This is a genomic window from Mycolicibacterium tusciae, assembly GCF_002086795.1.
GTDB lineage: Bacteria > Actinomycetota > Actinomycetes > Mycobacteriales > Mycobacteriaceae > Mycobacterium > Mycobacterium tusciae.
Window position 1 is genome coordinate 110,944 of record NZ_MVIM01000016.1, and the last position, 21,268, is coordinate 132,211.

The window sequence follows — 21,268 nt, forward strand, 5'->3', positions numbered from 1 at the left end:
AGTTGTGGCCGTTGGGAGTAAACCGGCAGCCCGCGGTCGAGGCCTAGCAGTCGAAGGCAACTGTTGGGTATCAATCTGTACCACGATGCGGGTACTCCCCCCTTGATGAGCGACGATGGACGGATGCTTTCGGGTAGCGCGGGTGTGGGACTGCCGGCTCAGCCGGCGGAAGTCGGGGCACCACCCCCGTCACATCTGCATCCCCGGGTGACCAGCTTCAGAACCCGCCGGACGACGTTGAGCGGCGCACAGCAGGCCACGTGGGACCGGCTCTGGCCTGAGCTGGGCATGCACGCCCGCGACGGCGACGGCCCGGCGCCCGCGTTGGACACCGAGGCCTGGTTCGGGCGCAAGGCACCGATCGTCGTCGAGATCGGCTGCGGCGCGGGCACCTCGACACTGGCGATGGCCCAGGCAGAACCGGACATCGATGTGGTCGCCGTTGAGGTCTACCGTCGCGGGCTGGCACAGCTGCTGTCCGGGATCGACCGCGAGCGCGTCCGCAATATCCGCCTGGTCCGCGGCGATGGCGTCGAGGTCCTGCAGTACATGTTCGGGGCGGACTCGCTGACCGGGGTGCGGGTCTTCTTTCCCGACCCGTGGCCCAAGGCCCGCCACCACAAGCGCCGGCTGCTGCAGCCCGCGACCATGGCGCTGATCGCAGACCGGCTGCGGCCGGGCGGTGTGCTGCACGCCGCGACGGACCACATGAGTTACGCCGAGCACATCGCCGAGGTCGGTGATGCCGAACCGCGGTTGCGCCGCGTGCGCATCGAGGACGCCCTTCCCATCTCGGTCGATCGGCCGGTGACGAAGTACGAGCGCAAGGCTCTCGCAGGCCCCGTGGTCACCGAACTGCTCTGGGAGAAGGCCCAATGAGCCTCACCGAAGACATCGCGCGGATCGCGGACGTGGCCGAAACGCCGCCCGCGACCGGCCGGGTGCTGCTCGTCTGGGATGCGCCCAACCTGGACATGGGTCTCGGCTCGATTCTCGGCGGTCGCCCCACCGCGGCGCACCGGCCCCGGTTCGACGCGCTGGGACGCTGGCTGCTGTCGCGCACGGCGGAGCTGTCGGCCACCCGGCCCGACGTCTCGCTGGAGCCCGAAGCCACCGTGTTCACGAACATCGCCCCTGGTAGCGCCGATGTGGTTCGACCTTGGGTGGAGGCATTGCGTAACGTCGGCTTCGCGGTGTTCGCAAAACCGAAGATCGATGAAGACAGTGACGTCGACGTCGACATGCTCAATCACATCGCGCTTCGCAGGAGTGAGGGCCTGGCCGGTGTGCTGGTGGCCTCGGCCGACGGTCAAGCATTCAAGCAGCCGTTGGAGGAAATCGCCCGCGACGGCGTGCCTGTGCAGGTGCTTGGATTTCGCGAACATGCGAGCTGGGCGCTAGCGTCGGATACCTTGGTGTTCGTCGACCTGGAGGACATTCCTGGTGTTTTCCGGGAGCCATTGCCGCGGATCGGATTGGATTCGCTGCCCGAGCAGGGGGCTTGGCTGCAGCCGTTCCGGCCGCTGTCATCGTTGCTGACCTCGCGCGTCAACACTTGAAATGCGCGGGTGCGCCTTGAAGATTTGTGAGCGTTAGGAGCTTAGGTGTTCGCCTGGTGGGGTCGGATGGTGTACCGGTTTCGGTACTCCGTCATCGGCGTCATGGTTGCACTGTGCCTCGGTGGCGGCGTGTTCGGCATCAGTCTGGGCGAGAACGTCACGCAGAGCGGCTTCTATGACGAGGGCAGCCAGTCCGTCCACGCCTCGGTAACCGCCGACGAGGCGTACGGGCGTGACCGAACGAGCCACGTGGTGGCGATACTCACGCCGCCCGACGGCAAGAAGGTCGACGACCCCGAGTGGATGAAGAAGGTCACCGACGAGCTCAACCAGCTCGTCGCGGACCACGAGGACCAGATGGTCGGCTGGGTGGGCTGGCTGCGTGCCCCCAACAGCGACGACCCGACGGTCCAGCAGATGAAGACGTCGGACATGTCGACGACGTTCATCAGCGTCCCGCTCAAGGGCGATGACGACGACACGATTCTGAAGAACTACCAGGCGATCGAGCCCGACCTGCGCAAGGTCAACGACGGCAATATCCAGCTCGCCGGCCTGCAACCGCTGGCCAGCGAGCTCACCGGCACCATCGGCGAGGACCAGAAGCGCGCCGAGGTGGCCGCCATCCCGCTGGTCTGTGTCGTGCTGTTCTTCGTGTTCGGCGGCGTGGTCGCGGCAGCGCTTCCGGGCATCATCGGTGGCCTGACGATCGCGGGCGCACTGGGCATCATGCGACTGCTCGCCGAGGTCATGCCGGTGCACTTCTTCGCCCAACCCGTGGTCACGCTCATGGGTCTCGGTATCGCCGTCGACTACGGCCTCTTCATGGTGAGCCGGTTCCGCGAGGAGATCGCCGAGGGCTACGACACCGAGGCTGCCGTACGCCGCTCGGTGATGACGTCGGGGCGCACCATCATGTTCTCCGCGGTCATCCTCGTGGCGTCCTCGGTGCCACTGTTGTTGTTCCCGCAGGGCTTCCTGAAGTCGATCACCTACGCGATCATCGCGTCGGTCATGCTCGCGGCGATCCTGTCGATCACCGTGCTGCCCGCCGCGCTCGCCATTCTCGGCTCGCGGGTCGACGCCCTCGGCGTGCGTTGGCTGATGAAGTTCGCCGAGCCGGACACCATCAGGTCCGACCCGGGCAACCCGCGCACCAACACGTTGGCGATCGCGTCGATCCCGACCGGCCTGCTGGTCCCGCCGGTGGGTATCGCGCTCGGACACTTGGCGCGCAAGCGGATCAGGGAGACCGGTGAGCAGGGCGCGCAGTTTGCGTTGATCGGGCTGACGCTCGGTTACATCACCCTGCTGGGCGGTCTCGCCTACGCCATCTCCGCGATGAAAGACTCGCTCGGCACCGCCCTCTACTGGGTGTTGATGGGCATCGTCATCTTCGTCGCCGTGGTTGTCGTCGGCGTCGTGCTCGCGCGCTATGTCCCGCTGGCCCGCACCCCGATCGTGTGGTGGCTGAATTGGCTCGCCGAGAAGACACAGAAGACCAAGACGCGCGCCGAGGTCGAGAAGGGCTTCTGGGGCAAGCTCGTCAACGTCGTGATGAAGCGACCCGTGGCCTTCGCCGCACCCATTGCGATCGCCATGATCGTGCTCGTCATCCCGCTGGGACAGCTGGCGCTCGGCGGCATCAGCGAGAAGTACCTGCCGCCCGACAACGCCGTCCGCTCGGCGCAGGAGAACTTCGACAAGACCTTCCCCGGATTCCGCACCGAACCGCTGACGTTGGTGATCGAGAACACCGACGGTCAGCCGGTCACCGACCAGCAGGTCGCGGAGATCCGCAGTAAGGCCATGACGGTCCCGGGGTTCATCGAGCCCGACGGCGATCCCGCGAAGATGTGGCAGGCCCGCGGCGGTGAGTCCACCGATCCGTCAGTGCGCGTCATCCAGAACGGCTTGATCGACCGCAACGACGCCGCGAAGAAGGTCGACGAGCTGCGCTCGATTTCCCCGCCGCGGGGACTCACGATCTCCGTCGGCGGTACCCCCGCGCTGGAGCAGGACAGCATCCACGCCCTGTTCGACAAGCTGCCGTTGATGGTGACCATCCTGATCGTCACCACGACCATCCTGATGTTCCTGGCGTTCGGTTCGGTGGTGCTGCCGATCAAGGCCGCGGTGATGAGCGCGCTCACGCTCGGCTCCACGATGGGTGTGCTGACGTGGATGTTCGTCGACGGCCACGGCTCCGGCCTGATGAACTACACACCACAGCCGCTGATGGCTCCGATGATCGGTCTGATCATCGCGGTGATCTGGGGTCTGTCCACCGACTACGAGGTGTTCCTCGTGTCCCGAATGGTGGAGGCCCGCGAACGCGGCATGTCCACCGCCGAGGCGATCCGCATCGGTACAGCCACCACGGGCCGGCTGATCACCGGTGCCGCACTGGTTCTCGCGGTCGTGGCGGGCGCGTTCGTGTTCTCCGACCTGGTGATGATGAAGTACCTCGCGTTCGGCCTGCTGATCGCCCTGCTGCTGGACGCCACCATCGTCCGTATGTTCCTGGTGCCCGCGATCATGAAGCTGCTCGGCGACGACTGCTGGTGGGCGCCGCGCTGGATGAAGCGGATCCAGGAACGCCTCGGCCTCGGTGAGACCGAGCTGCCCGACGAGCGCAGACGGCCCGCGGTGCGCGAATCCGTCGAGAACCCCGAAGCTTTGGTGGGTGCGGGCGCACCGGTACCCGCCCGTCCCCGCCCGCCGCACGATCCCACGCATCCGGCGGCCGAGGGCGCGTCGCGTCCCGGCGCTGCCGGCCGGGCCGCCGCGCCGCCACGGACGAATGCGCCGTCGACCACGGGCACGACCCGCATGCCGACCGGACGCCCGCCCGCCGACGAGCCCCAGACCACGCGCCTGTCGACCGCACGGGACGCGGTACGCAACGCCGTGCAGAACGCCGCGGCCGCCACCCGCTCGGCCGCCGGTCCCCCGCCCCCGCGGGAAGAGCGCGAGATCGAGTCGTGGCTCGGCGAACTGCGCGGCACCGGCGCGCCTGCCGGACAGCCGTCGCCGTCGCCGAGCAGAAGGCCGGCCACCGAGGGCCGGGGCCGCCCGTCGACGGCGTCCACCCGCAAGATGCCGGGTGCGGCCGCGCCGGAAGACCCGGGTCCGGGGACCCCGCCGCAAGGCAGGGGACGCCCGCTGGGAACCCCGCCGCAAGGGAGGGGACAGCCTCAGGCGCAGCCCGACGACGCAGCGACGACGGCGATTCCCGCCCAACGCGCCGAGGATTCAGACACTGCCACCGAGAAGCTCAACGCGGCCGAAGAGCAGCCGAAGCGGCGTGGCGGCGGAGTGAGCGCCGCGGATCTGCTGCGCCGCGAAGGCCGAATGTAGAGCGCGTCGGCGCTTGTAACCCCAGGGCGCGATTCTGCCCGGAATAGCGCCGTGCGGTTACACACCGCGACGCGCGAAGGCGGTGGCAATCCGGCCGATGACGGCACCTGCGGTATCCCGCTTGGTGACTCGTACGACGAGCCAGCCGAGGGCGGTGAGATCGTCATGCCGTCTGATGCCTTTGTTGAATACCTCCGGATCGCTCCTGTGGTGGTCGCCTTCATACTCGGCCGCAACCTTGATGTCCTCCCAGCCCATGTCGAGTTCGGCGACGAGTGTGCCGTACCGGTCGTACACGGGTATTTGTGTTGTGGGGCGGGGAAATTCGTTCCGGATGAGTACTAGACGTAGCCACGTTTCACGCGGCGATTCCGCGCCCGCGTCGACGAGTTCCAAAGTCCTGCGTGCCTTTGGAATGCCGTGGCGGCCGCGATAACGATCGGCCAACAACTCGACCTCGGCCATCTTCAGGCGGGTCGCCCGGGCGAGCGCGTCGATCGCGGCGACCGCCGAGTCGACGGGGTAACGACACGCCAGGTCGAGGGCGGTTCTCGCCGGATTGGTCACTTGCATGCCGTCGACAACGCAGATCTCGTCGCTCTCGATGGAGTCAGCCCACGCTGTGACGCCGTCAGCACGCCTGCGATTGGTGTCGATGATCGCTGCGGGCAAGCGCGCGTCTATCCACCGCGCGCCATGCAACGCAGATGCCGAGAATCCAGCGAGAACGCCACGGCGGCGGGACCTCAGCCAAGCCGCCTTGGCTCGAATGACGGGAGTGACCGGTGTGTTCTTGTCCAGGTATATGTCCTTGTGCAGCGCGATGAAGTCGCGACGCAGCGCATGGCGCGTCAACGCTTTGGCAGCCGTGGCTTCACTGCCCACAAAAGGTTGATCCATGGCCGGATTCTGCACACGGATGCTGACATCCCTGCGTATGTAACCTCAGGGCGCGATTCTGCCCGGAATAGCGCCGTGCGGTTACGACAGCGATCTAGTCCTCGCCGCTGTCCCCGACGTCATCGGGGGTGGCCTGGATGACGGCTTCGTCCCCGGTGGCCTGCGCGGCCTCCTCCGCCGCGGGATCCCTGGCGAGCAGCACCCTCGCCGCGCTGTTGAGGAACGCGACCGCGGGCACCGCGAGTAACGCGCCGACGATGCCCGCCGTGATGCCACCCGCGGCGATGGCCAGCACGACAGCCAGCGGATGGATCGACACCGCACGACCCATCACCAGCGGCTGCAACACATGCCCCTCGAGCTGTTGGACGGCGATGATCAGTCCGAGTGTGATGAGCGCATAGATCAAGCCTTTGGCGATCAACGCGACGATGACGGCCAGGAATCCGGCGACCACCGCCCCGACCAGCGGGATGAACGCACCGAGAAACACCAGCGACGCCAGCGGAAGTGCCAGCGGGATGCCCATGATGGCCAGGCCGGTGCCGATACCCACCGCGTCGACGAGCGCCACCAGGAACGTCGCGCGCACATAGCCGATGAGCGACCGAAACCCCGCCCGGCCGGCCTCATGGACGCGCGGCTGCACGTTCTCGGGGAAGATCTTCGTGACGAACCCGAAGATGTTGCGCCCGCCGTGCAGCAGGAAGATCAGGGTGAAGAGCACGAGCAGGGCGCCGGTGATGATCTCGGTGAGGGTGCCCGCCGTCGACAGCGCGCCGCTGGTCACCTTCTCCTGGTTGTCACGCAGCGCCTCGAGGGCGGTCTCACGGGCCTGCTTGATCTGGTCGCCGCCGACATGCAGAGGACCGCTGGACAGCCAGTTACCCAGACCCTCGATGCTTTGGCCCACCTGCTCGGCAAGTGCGGGCAAACCCTCGATGAATTGGCTGACGACGAAGGTGAGGATGCCGCCGACGACCGCGAATCCGGACAGCAGCATCAGAGCGACTGCGACGCCGCGCGGAACGCCGACGCGATCAAGGAAGTCGACCGCGGGCAGCAGCAGCGCGGCCACCATCGTCGCCAGGGCGATCGGCACGACGATCAGCTCGAGCCGCTTGACCACCCACAGCACCGCGAAGATTGCGGCTCCGATGACCAGCAGCCGCCACGACCACGCCGCGGCCTTGCGGACCAGCGGGCTGACCGCCAGGTCTGCGTCAGATAGACCCGCGGACATCCCGTCAGCGTAATGGCCCGCCCCGCGCAGACCCGGTATCTCGGGAAACCGCCACCCCACGCTTTACCCTGTAGGGCGTGTCGCACGACGCGCCGGCGCGCGAGTCCCGCGGTCAGGACCGCCCCGCGCGCGGCAAATACTGGTGGCTGCGGTGGGCGATCATCGCCGTGGCCGTCGTCGTGCTGTCCGTCGAACTGACGCTGGTGCGCGACCAGCTCGCCAACGCCTGGCGCAGCCTGTACTCCGCGAACTGGTGGTGGGTGCTGGCCGCGGTGGGCGCGGCGATGGCGTCGATGCACTTCTTCGGAGACATCCAGCGCAAGCTGCTGCGGTCGGCGTGCGTGCCCGTACACCAGTGGCGCTCGCAGGCGGCGTTCTATGCGGGCAACTCGCTGAGCACGACATTGCCCGGCGGCCCGGTGCTTTCGGCGACGTTCATCTACCGCCAGCAGCGCAGGTGGGGCGCCAGCCCGGTGATCGCGTCATGGCAGTTGGTGATGTCGGGTGCACTGCAAGTCACCAGCCTGACGCTGCTCGGGATCGGTAGCGCCTTCTTCCTTGGCGCGAAACACAATCCGTTCTCGCTGATCTTCACCCTCGCCGGGTTCATCATGTTGATCGTGCTGGCCCAGGCCGTCGCGTCGCGGCCGGACCTGCTCGACGGTGTCGGGGTGCGAGTGCTGTCGTGGGTCAACTACGTGCGCGCCAAACCGGCGGACAAGGGACTGGCTAAGTGGCGCGAAACCCTCGCCCAGCTCGAGTCGGTGAACCTGACCAGGCGCCAGCTCGGCGTGGCGTTCGTGTGGTCGATGATGACGCTCGTCACCGGAGTGGGCACGCTGCTGTTCGCGTGCTTCGCCGCAGGCGGAAAGCCGTCGCTGCTCGGTGTGGTGGTGGCCTACGTCGCCGCCCGCGCCGTCGGATCGATCCCGCTGATGCCCGGTGGGCTGCTGGTGGTCGAGGCGGTGCTGGTGCCGGGGCTGGTCTCCAGCGGAATGACCTTGGCCTCAGCGATTTCCGCCATGCTCATCTACCGGATGGTCAGCTGGATCTTCATCGCCGCCATCGGCTGGGTGGTGTTCTTCTTCATGTTCCGCACCGAGGCCGAGCTCGATCCCGACGCCGACCCCGACCCCGACGCGTAGATGACCTATGCCGATCGATAGCGCCGAGCAGACCCGCCCCGCGTTGACCGCGTTGGCGACCGACGTCGTCTGCGTCGTCGTCTTCTGCACGATCGGCCGGCGCAGTCACGCCGAAGGGTTGACGCTTTCCGGCATCGCCGAGACGGCCTGGCCGTTCCTGGTCGGCACACTGACCGGCTGGCTGTTGTCGAGGGCCTGGCAACGTCCGGCCGCACTGGTGCCCACCGGCGTGGCGGTGTGGTTGTGCACCGTGGTGGTGGGCATGCTGCTGCGCAAGCTCACCTCGGCCGGAACGGCGCCGAGTTTCATTGTCGTGGCGTCACTTTCGACGGCCCTGCTATTACTCGGCTGGCGTGCCGGCGTCGCCTTGCTCAGCCGCGGCTGACACGGTCAGGGTCGCGCGCAACCCGCCGAGCGGCCCGTCACTCAGCTCGATGCTGCCGCGATGCAGCGCCGCCTGTTGCGCCACGAGCGCGAGGCCGAGCCCGGAGCCACCCGGCGCCGCGGTGGTGCCGCGGGAGAACCGGCCGAGAACGGTCTTGTGCTCCTCGACGGGCAGCCCGCGGCCGTTGTCGTCCACGATGATGACGATCTCGTCACGCGCCCGCTGTGCCTCCAGCACGATCCGCGTCGCCTGGCCGTGCTGGATCGCGTTGCGCACCAGATTGTCGACGGCCAGCCGCAGACCGCTCGGCCAGCCCCAGATGACACCGAGGTCGTCCTTCGCCTCGACGACGATCTCGATGTCATCGCGCAGGCGCATGTTCTCCCGGGCCACCCGGTCGAGCATGTCGGTGATGTCGATCAATTCGCGATCTTCGGCCTGCGCCAGTTGACCTGACGCCAGTTGCCCCAGCGCGGTGATGATCGCCTCTACCCGTCGCTGCGCCCGGGACAGGTCGGCCACCACCTCGTCGCGCTCCTCGGCTGGGAGGTCGTGGATTCGCAACGTGTCCAGATCGGCGCGCATCGCCGTCAGCGGCGTTCGCAGCTCGTGGGCGGCGTTGGCCGCGAAATCCTGGGCGGCCTGCAGCGAGTTGGTGGTCGCCCGCTGCGCGGCCGTCAGTCGGCTCAGCATCGCCGACATCGCCTCGGAGAGGTCCTCGGCCTCCCGCGCCCCATGCACCTTGGGCATCTCCTCGCTGCCCCGGCGCAACTGCTTGGTGTGTTCGGTCAGCTTGCGCAGCGGCCGGATCGCGGGGCCCGCCAGCATCCATCCCAGCAACGCGGCGATCAGCACCGTGAGCAGACCTGCCGCGGCGTACAGCGGAATCCTTGAGGCGCTCAACAGAATGCTGTCGGCGCGGATGCCGATCGACATCAGGACGCCGTCGGGCTGGTCGACGCGCAGGGTGCGCACTCGGTACTCGACCCCGTTGACTTCCACCGTGTCGGTGCCCGGCGGCAGCGGCGGCAACTGGAAGCCGCGCTGGAACACCACCTGTCCGGTGGATTCGGACCGTCCCGTCGTCAGCACTCCGCGGCGCGGATCCTGTAGCTGTTCTGGGCGCATGCTGGCGTCGATGATCGAATCGAGTCGGCGATCCAGTTGTGCCGCATCGTTATTCGCGAGCACAACCGACGTGGCGATCGTGAACACCGCGACCACCGCGGCCGCTGCGGCTGCCGACGCGACGGCAACTCGGGTGCGCAGCGACGCGGATCGCAGGAACCGCGGAAGTCTCACCCGCTACGACTCGTCTCGCAGGACATAACCGATTCCGCGAACCGTGTGAATCACCCGCGGCAGGTCATCGCGTTCGAGCTTGCGTCGCAGGTAGGAGATGAAGACGTCGGCCACGTTGGTGTCGACGTCGAAGTCGTAACCCCAGACCAGTTCGAGCAGCCGTTGCCGGCTCAGCACGACGCCGGCGTTCTCGGCCAGCACGGCGAGCAGATCGAATTCACGTTTGGTCAGATTGACCCGCTCACCGCCGGCGAACACCAGCCGTCGCGCGGTGTCGATCGTCAACGGGCCGACGGTCATCGTGTCGGATTGCTGGTCGGAATGGCCTGCGCGACGCAACAGCGCGTGCAGGCGCGCGACCAATTCACCCAGATCGAACGGCTTCGTCAGATAGTCGTCAGCGCCGGCTTCCAGCCCCGCGATCCGGTCGTTGACGGTGTCCCGCGCGGACAGCACACAAATCGGGATCTCGTTACCGAGTGCGCGCAGCGCGGTCACGACGGCGACGCCGTCGAGTTCTGGCATTTGAACGTCGAGAACAAGTGCGTCGTGCGATTCATTCGATAACAGCCGCAACGCCTCTTTGCCGGTCGCCGCGACCCGAACGTCGAACCCCGAATGGCGCAAACCTCGCGCAACCGAAGTTCTGACGTCCGGATCGTCGTCGACCATCAAGACGGTGCGGCCAGCGCCCTCCCCCTTGGATGGCTCCTGTTGCACCCGAACGCAGACTTAGCTGTCCGCGATGCCGTCGCCGTTGGTGTCGCCGCAGCGATTCTTCAGGTCGACGAGTGGCTGGCGGATACCGGTCAGGTCCGCCTTGGTCTGAGGATGCTGATCAAGGTACTGCTGGACGTCGTCGCGGACCTCGTCGCGAGGCACACCCTCGAGGCTGGTGAAGAACCAGTTCACGTCGGGGTGGCTGAAGAGGTAGGCGGACGTCGCCGCGGAGACACCCGAAGCCACACCGGCCAGGTCGGCCGCGGTGCAGTTGGGCGGCGGCGGAGGCGGCGGCGGAGCAGGTTGCGCCGACGCCAGAGGCATGGCGCCGAAGAACATCGCACCGGCAATCGCGCCGGTGCCCACCGCGCCAGCTACCGCACGTCGGGCAGTACGGGCCGAGAGCAACATGGACAAGCTCCTTCTTCGGAAGTGGAAAGGAGGTAACCATGGGCGGTTACCGACATCAAAAGCTAATCAGAATGTGCACAGACTTTCTTGCCTTGCGGCCAACGAATCTTAAGAAAGTCTGAATTCGCAGCTCAATCGCCTTACCAGCGAGAGCCGCGCGTCGGCCCAGGCTACGGCAAGCCTGCGATCGCCGCTCCGGGCAGCGATGTGGAGCCCTGCGAAACGGGTGACGCCGACGGCGACTGCGCCGGTGACACCGTACCTGGGGCACCTGCGGCCGAGGAGCTGGTCTGGGCGCCTGGCAAACTCGGAAGGCCTGGCGCCGCCTGCTGGGCGGCCTGCATCAGACCCATCATCTGCGGCAGGGTCAGCGGAAGCTTGCACCGGCTCGACAGAGTCGCCAGCGGCTGCTGCAACCGCTGCATGTCCTTGGCCGCTTGCGGGTTCGCATCGAAGTAGGTCTTCACCGCGGCCAGCGACTGCGGCCCACCCTGCTGTTTCGCGATACTCGTCAGCGCCTGGTTGGTCTGCGGATGCGTATCGAGGTAGTTGCCCGTCGACGTGGCGACCGAACCGATCGTCCTGGCGACTTCGCTGGCCGCGCACGGATCCGGCGCCGCCGTTGCTGACGGCATCGCCGGCGACGGTGACACCGTCATCGCGACCACCGCGGCGCCGCCGAGGGCGGACGCGGCGAACGTGGCGAACAGCCCGCGGCGCGGTGCAGCAGTGATGGATCTCATATGCACTCCTCATGAGTTTGCGAACGTTTCGGCGCACCCGAAACGCCCGCCATAGGCGGCACTCGATCCCCGACCGCAAAACCGGCCGAAACGGCCGACTACATAGTGCCATCGGGAGGGTGAGGCTTACGAATTGAGCGATCGGAAACACACGCCACGGACAGCGGACGGACAGCCTGTAACCAGATCCGGCCGCGTACCGAAAGAGAGGGTTAGAGCTGCTTAAGGCGTTGCTGGCAGGATTCTCGCCGCGCCTCGACATAGCACATGCTGTTGTACGCTCACGCTAGCAACGCCGGGCCAAATGTCGTCGGCAGCCCGAGTCCGGGGAGAAAGCGGGGAGTTCGACATCCAGCAGTTCATGATGCGCTTGAGCAGCACCCTGCGCAGATACCGCTGGGCGGTGTTCGCTGTATGGCTGCTTCTCCTGGTGCCATCGGTGTATCTCGCGCTGAGCCAGTCCAGCCACCTCACCGGCGGGGGTTTTGAGGTCGAAGGCTCGCAGTCGCTGCGGGTCCAGCGCGAGCTCGAAGAGAATTTTCCTGACCAGGGGGCTTCACCCCTGGCACTGGTGGCCGCGCCGCGCGCCGACGCGTCGTTCGCCGACATGGACAACGCGGTCACCTTCCTGGAACGCGCCGCGGCCGAGGTGCCCAGCGTCCGGGTGGTGCCCAATCCGCAGCAAGCGGCGCCGCAACCCGACCGTCCCTACGTCGTCACGCTGCAGTTGGACTTCGACAACACCGGCGCGGTCGACGTCGCCAAGAAACTCCGCCAGAAGGTCGGTATCGACGGCGAGGAACCCGGGGAGATCGAGAACGGCAAGGTCAAGCTCTACGTCATCGGCCAGGGCGCGCTAGGTGCCGCGGCCACCCAGGCCACCAAACACGACATCGCCCAGGCCGAGCAGTGGAACCTTCCGATCGTCCTGATTGTTTTGCTCGCGGTGTTCGGGTCGCTGGCCGCGGCGGCGATGCCACTGGTGCTCGGCATCTGCACCGTCGTCGTGACCATGGGACTGGTCTATCTGCTCTCGATGTACACGACGATGTCGGTGTTCGTGACGTCGACGGTATCGATGTTCGGCATCGCCGTGGCCATCGACTATTCGCTGTTCATTCTCATGCGTTTCCGCGAGGAGTTGCGGTCGGGCCGCGATCCGGAACAGGCGGCCGACGCCGCCATGGCAACCTCGGGTCTGGCGGTCGTCCTGTCCGGCCTCACCGTGATCGCCTCGGTGACCGGCATCTATCTGATCCAGACGCCGGTCCTGGTCTCGATGGCCACCGGCGCGATCCTCGCGGTGGCCGTCGCGGTTCTGACGTCGACGACGCTGACGCCGGCCATCCTCGCCACGTTCGGTAAGGCGGCGGCCAAGCGGTCGTCATACCTGCACTGGTCGCGCCGTCCGGAGACCACCCAGTCGCGGTTCTGGACGCGCTGGACGGGCTGGGTGATGCGGCGCCCGTGGATCGCGGCGCTCGGGGCGTCGGCGCTGCTGCTGGCACTGGCCGCGCCCGCGTTCTCGATGGTGCTCGGCAACAGCATGCAGCGTCAGTTCGAGCCGACCCACGAGATCCGGGGCGGTGTGAACGCCGCGGCCGAGGCGCTCGGGCCCGGCGCGCTCGGGCCGGTCCGGGTCTTGGTGAGCTTCCCCGACGGCAACGCGGCATCGGCGCCCTCCAAGCAACCCTTGCTGGACTCGATGCGCCAGCGGATGGCCCAGGGGCCCAACGTCGTTTCGGTGGCGCCCGCGGTGTTCGGCGAGGATTACCGGCACGCGCTGCTGTCCGCGGTGCTCTCGGTGGACCCGGAGGACATGGGTGCCCGTGAAACCGTCGACTGGATGCGCGCGGAGCTGCCGTCGACCCCGGGGCTCGGCGATGCCCGCATCGACGTCGGCGGTCCGACAGCACTGATCAAGGACTTCGACGACCAGGTGTCGGCCAAACAGCCGCTGGTGTTCGCGTTCGTCGCGCTGATCGCGTTCGTGATGCTGTTGATCGCCATCCGGTCGGTGTTCCTGGCGCTCAAGGGTGTGCTGATGACCGTGCTGTCGGTCGCGGCGGCCTACGGCAGCCTGGTGGCCGTCTTCCAATGGGGCTGGCTGGAGTCACTGGGCTTCGAACCGATCTCGTCGCTGGACAGCACGATCCCGCCGCTGGTCCTGGCGCTGACGTTCGGCCTGTCGATGGACTACGAGATCTTCCTGCTGACCCGCATCAGGGAGCGCTTCCTGCAGACCGGCAACACCCGCGACGCCGTCGCGTACGGCGTGAGCACCAGCGCCCGCACGATCACCAGCGCCGCGCTGATCATGATCGCGGTGTTCATCGGTTTCGCGTTTGCGGGCATGCCGCTGGTCGCCCAGTTGGGTGTCGCGTGTGCGGTCGCCATCGCGGTCGACGCCACGGTGGTGCGCCTGGTGCTGGTGCCCGCGCTGATGGCGATGTTCGACGAATGGAACTGGTGGCTGCCGCGCTGGCTCGATCGCATCCTGCCGGAGGTCGACTTCGAGAAGCCGCTGCCCAAGATCGACCTTCCCGACCTCATCATCATCCCCGACGATCTCTCGTCCCTCGGGCCAAGCGGCTCGGAGTTGCGCATGGTGGTCAAGTCGGCAGCCAAGCTCAAAAGCCTTGCGCCGCAAGCTGTTACCGTCGCCGATCCGTTGGCGTTCAGCGGCTGTATGCCCGCCAAGCAGTTACGCAGCGCGAGCCTGCTCAACGGCACGCACCGCACCGGCGCAGGCGGCAAGGCGCTGCTCACCGCAGAGCTTCCGGTGCATCCGGTGACGATGTGGCGGGGCCGGCTGTCGGTGGCGCTGGACGCGTTGAGCGAAGCGTCCGCCTTCGAGCGGGCACCCATGGAGCGACGCAGCCCGGTAGAGACCACGAATGTGCAACTGCCGACGGGCGATCGCCTGCAGATCCCGACGGGCGCCGAGACGCTGCGCCTGCAGAGCTACCTCATCATGTGCCGAAACAGCACCCGGGACTACGCAGCGTTTGCCGAACTTGTCGACGCGATGGAGACTCGTACGGCCGCAAGCGTGCTGGCCGGCATGGACCGGTACTACTGTGGACAGGATTCAAGGAAACAATGGGTGGCCACCCAGTTGGTACGCCGACTGGCCGACCCCCAACCGTCAGACGAGCACGACACCCGCATGTCGGGCCCGCAGGCGGAGGCCGATTGGGCCAGGGTGAAGGAGCGCTGCCTTTCGGTGGCGGTGGCCATGCTGGAGGAGGCGAGGTGACGGTGACTCCCGACGTCCGGGGCACCTCGCGCCGCGAGCCTGCCTCGCCGGATCCCACGCCAGGACGCCGTCCACCGGTGGATGACCGGCCCGTCGAGTTCTGGCCGACATCCGCGATCCGCGCGGCGCTGGAGACCGACGACCTGGCCGTGTGGCAGCGCATCGTCGCGGCCATCAAACGCGATCCGTTCGGCCGCACGGCACGGCAGGTCGAGGAAGTCCTGCAGACCGCCCGCCCGTACGGAGTCTCCAAGGCGCTCGCCGAGGTGCTGCACCGCACCCGCGAACATCTCGAGGCCAACGAGCGCGCCGAGGTCGCGCGCCATATCCAGACGATGCTCGACAGGTCGGGTCTGGGCCAGCAGGAGTTCGCCTCGCGCATCGGTGTGCCCAACGACGATTTCGCGTCCTACCTCCGCGGTGAAACGAGTCCGTCCGCGTCGCTGATGGTGCGCATGCGCAAGCTTTCCGATCGTTTCGCCAAGATGCGTTCGACCCGCCCCGAGGGCCGGGCCTGACCCTTGCCGACCTTTGCGCTGATCCCCGGAGCGGGTGGCAGCGCATGGTTCTGGCACCGCATCACACCGCTGTTGGCGGCCACCGGCGCGACGGTGATCCCCATCGAACTGCCCGCGGGCGATGACGCCGCCAATCTGAACACCTACGCCGACGTGGTCGTCGAGTCGGTGGCCAGCGCACCGAGACCGCTGGTGCTGGTCGGCCAGTCGATGGGCGGATTCACGGCGCCGATTGCGGCAACGCGGGTGCCGACCGCACGCATCGTGCTGGTTAACCCGATGGTGCCGACCGCAGGCGAATCGGGCGGCCAATGGTGGGAGAACACCGGGCAGCGGGCCGCGCGCATCGAGTATTTCCAGCGAATCGGCCTGCCCCGCGAGGACTTTGACGAGGTCGAAGATTTCTTCCACGACGTCCCGGAGCCGGTGCGCGAGGAGGCGTTCAGCCAGCCCGAACCGCAACAGTCCGACACCCCGTTCGGCGAGCCGTGGCCGCTGGACGGCTGGCCGGATGTCGACACCCGGGTGATCGCAGGCAGCGACGACCGGTTGTTCCCGCTGGAATTTCAGCGCAGAGTTGTTCGTGAACGGCTTGGTCTGGAAGTGGTCGCGATGCCGGGTGGACACCTGATGGCGTTGAGCCGGCCGCAGGAACTGGCCGATCTACTGATCGAGCTCGCAGATGTCTAGGAGGACCACATGAACAGCGACAACAAAGCCGCCATCAGCCTCACCACCGGACTCGAAGATGCCGAGAAAGTCACCGTCGCATTTCTGGTCGCCGTCGGTGCTGCCGAAAGCGGAAGGCCGACGCTGATGTTCCTCACCAAGGAGGCCGTCCGTTTGATGGTGCCCGGCGTCGGCATCGGCACGGCCTGCGACGGCTGCCCACCCTTGGAAGAGCTGATGGACCGCTACACGAAAGCCGGCGGCCGCTATCTGGTCTGCCCCATTTGCATCAAGTCCAAGCAACTCGACGCCGACAACTTCATCGACGGCGCCGAACCCGGAGGCACCGTTCAACTCTGGGAATGGATCGGCGACGGCGCGACCACGTTCAGCTACTAGCCGCCGATGGATATCGAGCGCATTCTCCGCCAGACCCGAAGTGTGGCGATCGTCGGCGTATCAGATGACCCGATGCGGCCCAGTCACGGTGTATGGCAATACCTGAAGGCAGCCAGTGACTACGAGCTGTACCTGGTCAATCCGACGGTCAGCGAGATCGACGGTGACAAGGTCTATCCGTCGCTCGCCGAACTGCCGGCGGTTCCGGACATGGTCGACGTGTTCCGTCGCCGCGAACATCTGCACTCCGTGCTGACCGAGACGATTGCCGTTGGCGCCAAGACGCTTTGGCTGCAACAGGGTCTATGGGATGACGAGGTCGCCCGCGACGGTGCCGCCGCCGGACTCCAGGTCGTGATGGATCGTTGCCTGAAGGTGGACCACGCGCGTCTGCTCGGCTAGCGGGAGTGGATCGGCGATACGTCGTCGACCAGCCAGCGGCCGTCCTGTTTGGACAGCCGGACCCGCAACGCCAGCACTGCGGTGTCGGGTGGGGTGCCGGGCGAGCTCTGTGACCCGTGCAGAATCACGGCGACGCTGGCGGCCGCGGGACCGATCGCCTCGACGCCCGCGGACACGGTACTGGCCGTCGCCGAGACGTTGCGGCTGGCCAAATCCTTTGCCACAGAGTCGAATTCCTTCTTGAACTCATCTGCGGCCTGTGACGACATCATCGCGGTGGCCCGGTCGATCGACGCGGTGGGGCTCTGCGGGGTGAAGGTCGCCGACGCCTCCGCGACGCTGCTGGCGATGTCGACCACCTCTGCGGTGTCGTTTTCCAGGTTGCGGTCGGGCACCGACCAGTTCAGATAGGCGACGACGACGGCCGCCGCCAGTGCCGCCGCCGCGGTGCCGGCCACCGCGAGTCGCAGCCTCGGCCCGTCGTCATCCGTGCCGACGGTGACCCCGTCCCTGCGCGCCAGCACGACGTTGATCACGACGCCTTCGACGATGAGCAGACACAGCACCGAACAGACCGAAACCCACCACAGCGGCCAGCCGAGCGCGACGCCCATGTAGACCAACGCGGCGATCGCGGCCAGCGGCGCCGCCACGTCGAACGCACCGATGCGCCAGGCGGTCCTCATCGGACCGACTCCAGCCGGGAGATCATCGGCTTGCCGTCCACGTCGGCGACGTCCAGCCGCAGCGTCCAGCGAACCGTCTGGGGCTTCTCGGTGCCCGCGTTCTCACTGACCGACGTCGCGATGACCATCACGGTGTCGGTGCGTGAGGCGAACACCGACACATCGGAGGCGGCGGCGGGCGGCGGCCCCTGCGCACCCGGCTGCTCGTGGTGCACGTACTCGACCGCGACCGAGTCGACCTGGCCGGTGGTGCGGGCCTGCAGCTTCTGCACCAGATCGCGGTACGGCTTGATCGAAGCGTCGAAGTCGGCGTTGAGCTGTCCGACGGTGCCCTCGTGCAGCTGGGCCAGGCTGGCCTCGACGGTGTCGGCGTTCATGTTGATGAGCACGGTGGTCCAGTCGGCGGCGGCCTGCATGGCCTGCGTGCGGTAACGCAGTTCGGCGGCGTCGCTGCGGTGCTGTGTCCAGATCAGCGCGGCGAGCACGACCGCAGCTATGGCGATCACGCCGGCCACCGCCGAGCCGATGCCATAGCCGGAAACCGCGGATTCGCGCTCGTTGGCGTCCGGCTCGTCATCGGGCATGCGCGTGAGGGTACCGGGCGGCTCGGCCACGCTGGCGCGACGACCGGTCTGGCAGTCTGGTGGGGTGACAGTAGAAGCTATTCGCTCCGGTCTCGACCTGAGCTACGTCGACTCCGATGCCCGCCCGCAAGACGACCTCTTCGGCCATGTCAACGGCCGCTGGTTGACGGAATACGAGATGCCGGGCGACCGTGCCACCGACGGCGCGTTCCGGTCGTTGTACGACCGGGCCGAGGAGCACGTCCGCGACCTCATCACCGGAGCCGCCGAGTCCGGTGCGGCCAGCGGCACGGACCAGCGGCGCATCGGGGACCTGTACGCCAGCTTCATGGACGAGCGGGCGGTGGCTGCACGGGGAGTCCAACCGCTGCTCGACGAGTCGGCCGCCATCGACGCCGCGGATACTCCCGAGGCCCTGGCAGCGGTTCTCGGCGCGCTGCAGCGCACCGGCGTCGGCGGGGGGACGGGTATCTACGTCGACACCGATTCCAAGGACTCGACGCGCTATCTGGTGCATATGAGCCAGTCCGGCCTCGGCCTGCCCGACGAGTCGTACTACCGTGACGAGCAGCACGCCGAAATTCTCGCCGCCTATCCGCGGCACATCGCTGCGATGTTCGGACTGGTCTACGGCGAGGAGCCCCAGCCGAACGAATGGCAGGCCACCGCCGAACGCATCGTCGCGCTGGAAACCAAGCTGGCCGCTGCGCACTGGGACGTCGTCAAGCGCCGCGACGCCGACCTGACATACAACCTGCGTACCTTCACCGACCTGCTCACCGAGGCGCCCGGCTTCGACTGGGCCGGGTGGGTGGCCGCGCTTGGCGCCACCCCCGACAAGGTCGCCGAAGTCGTAGTGCGCCAACCCGATTACTTAACGGCGTTCGCCGCGGCGTGGTCCGCCTTCGATCTGGCGGATTGGAAGGCGTGGCTGCGCTGGCGGCTCATCCACGCCCGCGCATTCCTGCTGACCGACGAGTTGGTCGCCGAGGACTTCGAGTTCTACGGCCGCAGGCTCTCGGGCACCGAGGAGCTGCGCGATCGCTGGAAGCGCGGGGTGTCGGTCGTCGAGCGTCTCATGGGTGACGCCGTCGGAAGGCTCTATGTCGAGCGGCATTTTCCGCCGCTGGCCAAGTCCAGGATGGACGAGCTGGTCGCCAACCTTCGCGAGGCGTACCGGGTGAGCATCAACTCACTGGCGTGGATGACGCCGCAGACCCGCGAGAAGGCGCTCGCCAAGCTCGACAAGTTCACCCCGAAGATCGGTTATCCGGCCAAGTGGCGGGACTATTCGGCGCTGGTGATCGAGCGTGAGGATCTGTACGGCAACTACCTACGTGGCTACGCCGTGGAATACGACCGGGATCTGGCCAAGCTCGGTGGGCCCGTCGACCGTGACGAATGGTTCATGACGCCACAGACCGTGAACGCCTACTACAACCCCGGCATGAACGAGATCGTCTTTCCCGCCGCGATTCTGCAGCCGCCCTTCTTCGATGCCGATGCCGACGACGCCGCCAACTACGGCGGGATCGGTGCGGTGATCGGTCACGAGATCGGTCACGGCTTCGACGACCAGGGGTCCAAGTACGACGGCGACGGCAACCTGGTGGACTGGTGGACCGACGGCGATCGGGCCGAGTTCGGCACGCGGACAAAAGCTTTGATCGAGCAGTACGACAAGTACGTGCCCAGGGCGCTCAGCAACGGCCATCACGTGAACGGCGCATTCACCGTCGGCGAGAACATCGGCGACCTGGGTGGCCTTTCGATCGCCCTGCTCGCCTACCAGCTCTCACTCAAGGGCGAACCGTCGCCGGTGATCGACGGGCTGACCGGTGAGCAGCGGGTTTTCTATGGCTGGGCCCAGGTGTGGCGCACGAAGTCCCGTGACGCCGAAGCTATTCGGCGGCTTGCGATCGATCCGCACTCGCCGCCGGAGTTTCGCTGCAACGGCGTCGTCCGCAACCTGGACGCGTTCTACGAGGCGTTCGACGTCGACCAGTCAGACGATCTGTACCTGGATCCGCAAGAGCGCGTGCGGATCTGGAGCTAGCGATTTCGGTGCGCTTACGGTCGCTGGGCGAACGTAAGCGCACCGAAATCACCTAGAACATCTGCCAGTCGGAGGCGCCGTCCGGTTTGTCGTATATGCCGGTGGAGTTCTTGATGACAACAGCGTCGCCACTACCGAAGTTGTCGTAGAACCACTGCGCGTTGGCTGGGCTCAGGTTGATGCAGCCGTGGCTGACGTTGCTGTTGCCCTGAGCCCCGGTAGACCACGGCGCACTGTGAACGAAGATGCCGCTGTTGTCTATTCGCACAGCGTCCTGCACCTTGATCTTGTAGCCCTCGGCCGAACTGACGGGCACCCCGTAGGTCGACGAGTCCATCACGATGTCGGCGAACTTCTCCAACACGTAGTAGGTGCCGTTCTTGGTCTCGTAACCCGACTTACCCATCGAGACGGGGAAGGTCTTCTCCACCTCACCGTTACGCACGATCGTCATTTCATGCGCGTCGTTGTCGATGGTCGCGACCAACTGCTCGGGGACGGTGAAGCTCGACTTGGTTCCCGCAGCATCGATGTAGACGGTGGTACCGGCCGGCCAGAAGTCCTGCGGCCGCCACCGCAGTTGCGTGTCGGTGGTCCAGTAGAACCGGCCGGGAACGGGCGGCACCGACGTGATGTGCACAGCGTCCTGCGCCATCTGCCGATTGGCGATGGGCCGCTGGAAGTTGATGTAGATCGGCTTGGCGGCGCCGGCGATCGAACCGTTGGTCGGATTGAACGACGGCGGCAGGAACGGCGGCTCCCCGACGAACGGCGTGGGATTCTGCCCCTCCGGCGTCCCCGCGGGAACCGCCATCGGCTGGGGCTCCCCAAAGAGCGGCGGCGGGGCGGGCGGCAACGGCGCGCCCGCCGCCGGCGCGGTCGGTGCCGCGGGGAACGCTGCGGGGGCCGCCGGCGGCGGGCGCGCCG

The 21,268-nt window shown here is 67.0% G+C and carries 20 protein-coding genes; 11 read left to right on the forward strand and 9 right to left on the reverse strand.

Annotated elements, in window-relative coordinates:
• The first annotated feature begins 105 nt into the window (after positions 1 to 105).
• Genes trmB through BST47_RS24085 form a run of 3 tightly spaced genes read left to right on the forward strand, consistent with a single transcriptional unit; the run spans position 106 to position 4,919 of the window.
• Positions 106 to 879, forward strand: a complete 774-nt coding sequence (trmB, locus tag BST47_RS24075; protein ID WP_083128182.1) for a tRNA (guanosine(46)-N7)-methyltransferase TrmB — start codon at positions 106 to 108, stop codon at positions 877 to 879.
• On the forward strand, positions 876 to 1,559 hold the full coding sequence (locus tag BST47_RS24080; protein WP_083128183.1) for an NYN domain-containing protein: 684 nt from the start codon (positions 876 to 878) through the stop codon (positions 1,557 to 1,559). Before trmB ends, BST47_RS24080 begins: the two co-directional genes overlap by 4 nt.
• A 45-nt stretch (positions 1,560 to 1,604) precedes the next feature.
• On the forward strand, positions 1,605 to 4,919 hold the full coding sequence (locus tag BST47_RS24085; RefSeq protein ID WP_083128184.1) for an MMPL family transporter: 3,315 nt from the start codon (positions 1,605 to 1,607) through the stop codon (positions 4,917 to 4,919).
• A 57-nt stretch (positions 4,920 to 4,976) separates the two neighbouring features.
• Here BST47_RS24085 and BST47_RS24090 read toward each other — a convergent pair whose 3' ends face one another.
• On the reverse strand, positions 4,977 to 5,819 hold the full coding sequence (locus BST47_RS24090) for a type IV toxin-antitoxin system AbiEi family antitoxin (RefSeq protein WP_083128185.1): 843 nt from the start codon (positions 5,817 to 5,819) through the stop codon (positions 4,977 to 4,979).
• Positions 5,820 to 5,913: 94 nt separating this feature from the next.
• Positions 5,914 to 7,062, reverse strand: a complete 1,149-nt coding sequence (locus tag BST47_RS24095; RefSeq protein ID WP_083128186.1) for an AI-2E family transporter — start codon at positions 7,060 to 7,062, stop codon at positions 5,914 to 5,916.
• A gap of 77 nt (positions 7,063 to 7,139) precedes the next feature.
• On the opposite strand from BST47_RS24095, the gene BST47_RS24100 reads away from it, so the two are divergent.
• Both BST47_RS24100 and BST47_RS24105 read left to right on the forward strand, forming a co-directional pair.
• Complete coding sequence (locus BST47_RS24100; RefSeq protein WP_083128187.1) at positions 7,140 to 8,207, forward strand: lysylphosphatidylglycerol synthase transmembrane domain-containing protein; 1,068 nt, start codon at positions 7,140 to 7,142, stop codon at positions 8,205 to 8,207.
• Between the two features lie 7 nt (positions 8,208 to 8,214).
• The gene (locus BST47_RS24105; protein WP_083128188.1) at positions 8,215 to 8,592 is read left to right on the forward strand and encodes a DUF3054 domain-containing protein; all 378 of its coding nucleotides are present in this window, start codon (positions 8,215 to 8,217) and stop codon (positions 8,590 to 8,592) included.
• Here BST47_RS24105 and BST47_RS24110 read toward each other — a convergent pair.
• From BST47_RS24110 to BST47_RS24125, 4 genes are all read right to left on the reverse strand, one after another.
• Entirely contained in the window at positions 8,548 to 9,894 is a 1,347-nt protein-coding gene (locus tag BST47_RS24110; protein ID WP_083128189.1) for a sensor histidine kinase, read from the reverse strand. The genes BST47_RS24105 and BST47_RS24110 overlap by 45 nt on opposite strands.
• Positions 9,895 to 9,897: 3 nt before the next feature.
• Positions 9,898 to 10,566, reverse strand: a complete 669-nt coding sequence (locus BST47_RS24115; RefSeq protein WP_083128219.1) for a response regulator transcription factor — start codon at positions 10,564 to 10,566, stop codon at positions 9,898 to 9,900.
• Positions 10,567 to 10,626: 60 nt separating this feature from the next.
• The gene (locus BST47_RS24120; protein ID WP_083128190.1) at positions 10,627 to 11,025 is read right to left on the reverse strand and encodes a heme-binding protein; all 399 of its coding nucleotides are present in this window, start codon (positions 11,023 to 11,025) and stop codon (positions 10,627 to 10,629) included.
• A 170-nt stretch (positions 11,026 to 11,195) separates the two neighbouring features.
• Positions 11,196 to 11,768, reverse strand: coding sequence for a hemophore (locus BST47_RS24125; RefSeq protein ID WP_083128191.1), 573 nt, complete (start codon positions 11,766 to 11,768; stop codon positions 11,196 to 11,198).
• 361 nt (positions 11,769 to 12,129) lie between these two features.
• Between BST47_RS24125 and BST47_RS24130 the strand changes: the two genes are divergently transcribed.
• The 5 genes from BST47_RS24130 to BST47_RS24150 are packed head-to-tail and all read left to right on the forward strand — an operon-like array spanning position 12,130 to position 17,015.
• Positions 12,130 to 15,027, forward strand: a complete 2,898-nt coding sequence (locus tag BST47_RS24130; protein ID WP_083128220.1) for an MMPL family transporter — start codon at positions 12,130 to 12,132, stop codon at positions 15,025 to 15,027.
• Entirely contained in the window at positions 15,024 to 15,545 is a 522-nt protein-coding gene (locus BST47_RS24135) for a helix-turn-helix domain-containing protein (protein WP_083128192.1), read from the forward strand. Before BST47_RS24130 ends, BST47_RS24135 begins: the two co-directional genes overlap by 4 nt.
• A gap of 3 nt (positions 15,546 to 15,548) precedes the next feature.
• Positions 15,549 to 16,235, forward strand: a complete 687-nt coding sequence (locus BST47_RS24140) for an alpha/beta fold hydrolase (protein ID WP_083128193.1) — start codon at positions 15,549 to 15,551, stop codon at positions 16,233 to 16,235.
• Between the two features lie 9 nt (positions 16,236 to 16,244).
• Positions 16,245 to 16,613, forward strand: coding sequence for a DsrE family protein (locus BST47_RS24145; RefSeq protein ID WP_083128194.1), 369 nt, complete (start codon positions 16,245 to 16,247; stop codon positions 16,611 to 16,613).
• Between the two features lie 6 nt (positions 16,614 to 16,619).
• Positions 16,620 to 17,015, forward strand: a complete 396-nt coding sequence (locus BST47_RS24150; RefSeq protein ID WP_083128195.1) for a CoA-binding protein — start codon at positions 16,620 to 16,622, stop codon at positions 17,013 to 17,015.
• Here BST47_RS24150 and BST47_RS24155 read toward each other — a convergent pair.
• Together BST47_RS24155 and BST47_RS24160 are read right to left on the reverse strand one after the other, a co-directional pair.
• Positions 17,012 to 17,701, reverse strand: coding sequence for a hypothetical protein (locus tag BST47_RS24155; RefSeq protein WP_083128196.1), 690 nt, complete (start codon positions 17,699 to 17,701; stop codon positions 17,012 to 17,014). The genes BST47_RS24150 and BST47_RS24155 overlap by 4 nt on opposite strands.
• Positions 17,698 to 18,285 (reverse strand): hypothetical protein, encoded by a 588-nt coding sequence (locus BST47_RS24160; RefSeq protein ID WP_083128221.1) that lies wholly within the window; start codon positions 18,283 to 18,285, stop codon positions 17,698 to 17,700. Before BST47_RS24160 ends, BST47_RS24155 begins: the two co-directional genes overlap by 4 nt.
• Before the next feature lie 64 nt (positions 18,286 to 18,349).
• Between BST47_RS24160 and BST47_RS24165 the strand changes: the two genes are divergently transcribed.
• Positions 18,350 to 20,341 (forward strand): M13 family metallopeptidase, encoded by a 1,992-nt coding sequence (locus tag BST47_RS24165; protein WP_083128197.1) that lies wholly within the window; start codon positions 18,350 to 18,352, stop codon positions 20,339 to 20,341.
• Between the two features lie 52 nt (positions 20,342 to 20,393).
• Here BST47_RS24165 and BST47_RS24170 read toward each other — a convergent pair.
• The coding region (locus tag BST47_RS24170; RefSeq protein WP_207568688.1) for a L,D-transpeptidase at positions 20,394 to 21,268 on the reverse strand (875 nt) is incomplete at its 5' end.

Excerpts from the sequence above, each read along its gene's own strand:
- BST47_RS24090 (WP_083128185.1), bottom strand. The coding sequence starts at position 5,819 with ATGGATCAACCTTTTGTGGGCAGTGAAGCCACGGCTGCCAAAGCGTTG.
- BST47_RS24095 (WP_083128186.1), bottom strand. The coding sequence starts at position 7,062 with ATGTCCGCGGGTCTATCTGACGCAGACCTGGCGGTCAGCCCGCTGGTC.
- BST47_RS24120 (WP_083128190.1), bottom strand. The coding sequence starts at position 11,025 with ATGTTGCTCTCGGCCCGTACTGCCCGACGTGCGGTAGCTGGCGCGGTG.
- BST47_RS24145 (WP_083128194.1), top strand. The coding sequence starts at position 16,245 with ATGAACAGCGACAACAAAGCCGCCATCAGCCTCACCACCGGACTCGAA.
- trmB (WP_083128182.1), top strand. The coding sequence starts at position 106 with ATGAGCGACGATGGACGGATGCTTTCGGGTAGCGCGGGTGTGGGACTG.
- BST47_RS24150 (WP_083128195.1), top strand. The coding sequence starts at position 16,620 with ATGGATATCGAGCGCATTCTCCGCCAGACCCGAAGTGTGGCGATCGTC.
- BST47_RS24115 (WP_083128219.1), bottom strand. The coding sequence starts at position 10,566 with ATGGTCGACGACGATCCGGACGTCAGAACTTCGGTTGCGCGAGGTTTG.
- BST47_RS24125 (WP_083128191.1), bottom strand. The coding sequence starts at position 11,768 with ATGAGATCCATCACTGCTGCACCGCGCCGCGGGCTGTTCGCCACGTTC.
- BST47_RS24105 (WP_083128188.1), top strand. The coding sequence starts at position 8,215 with ATGCCGATCGATAGCGCCGAGCAGACCCGCCCCGCGTTGACCGCGTTG.
- BST47_RS24160 (WP_083128221.1), bottom strand. The coding sequence starts at position 18,285 with ATGCCCGATGACGAGCCGGACGCCAACGAGCGCGAATCCGCGGTTTCC.
- BST47_RS24155 (WP_083128196.1), bottom strand. The coding sequence starts at position 17,701 with ATGAGGACCGCCTGGCGCATCGGTGCGTTCGACGTGGCGGCGCCGCTG.
- BST47_RS24080 (WP_083128183.1), top strand. The coding sequence starts at position 876 with ATGAGCCTCACCGAAGACATCGCGCGGATCGCGGACGTGGCCGAAACG.
- BST47_RS24130 (WP_083128220.1), top strand. The coding sequence starts at position 12,130 with ATGATGCGCTTGAGCAGCACCCTGCGCAGATACCGCTGGGCGGTGTTC.